Here is a 638-nt window from a genome sequence, read left to right on the forward strand (position 1 = left end):
ATTCACTCTAGGAAATATATTTGCACATATAATTAATTTCTTGTTTAATAATTCTTCAGAAACAGTCTTAGCCTCCTTCACATTTGAAAAAGTCGTATAAACTAAAACTAAACTGTTCATTAGAATCTACATAAACGCATTGCTACTATACTTTACTTAGATTAATCTATCAAGAAAAAATAGAAGAGACTTCTTTTTGAAATCCTGTTGTTTCAGTATGTAAAACTGGAATTTAGAAATTTTTTATGATCAAATCCTTAATCAGAAAAACAAAAAAAGGATGTTACTCGATGAATAACATCCTTTTGCAGAAAGTAGGTATTTTGTTTAGAGATATGACACTTCTGCACCTGATTTTTCAGCCTTAGGTTGACTAAACGTTGTAACAGGTTTATCTTTTTTGAAGTCTTCTTCTAAGTCTTCACTCACATCTTCTACTGCTGGCGCGGAAGTAGAAGTCTGTTGTTCCACTAGCTTGCCCAAAGAACCTGTGTTTTTCAAGCTTGCACGAGCTTTAGCTAAGTCTTCCGGAGAAAGACTTTGTTTTTCCAACATAGAAGAACCAGAATCCATTCCACCATCAGAACTTAAGGAACCCAGAGAAAGACTTTTTGGTACCTGTGGTAGAACAGCTGGAA

2 protein-coding genes are annotated in these 638 nt (G+C 34.0%); both read right to left on the bottom strand.

All coding sequences use genetic code 11. The features are described 5' to 3' along the window. A partial coding sequence (cutA, locus tag CCY16_RS06725; protein WP_143696918.1) for a divalent cation tolerance protein CutA occupies positions 1-120 on the bottom strand: 120 nt, incomplete at its 3' end. A gap of 207 nt (positions 121-327) precedes the next feature. Beyond that, on the bottom strand, positions 328-638 hold a 311-nt coding region (locus tag CCY16_RS05665; RefSeq protein ID WP_179946069.1), incomplete at its 5' end, for a hypothetical protein.

It is taken from the genome of Wolbachia endosymbiont of Wuchereria bancrofti (assembly GCF_002204235.2).
Lineage (GTDB): Bacteria > Pseudomonadota > Alphaproteobacteria > Rickettsiales > Anaplasmataceae > Wolbachia.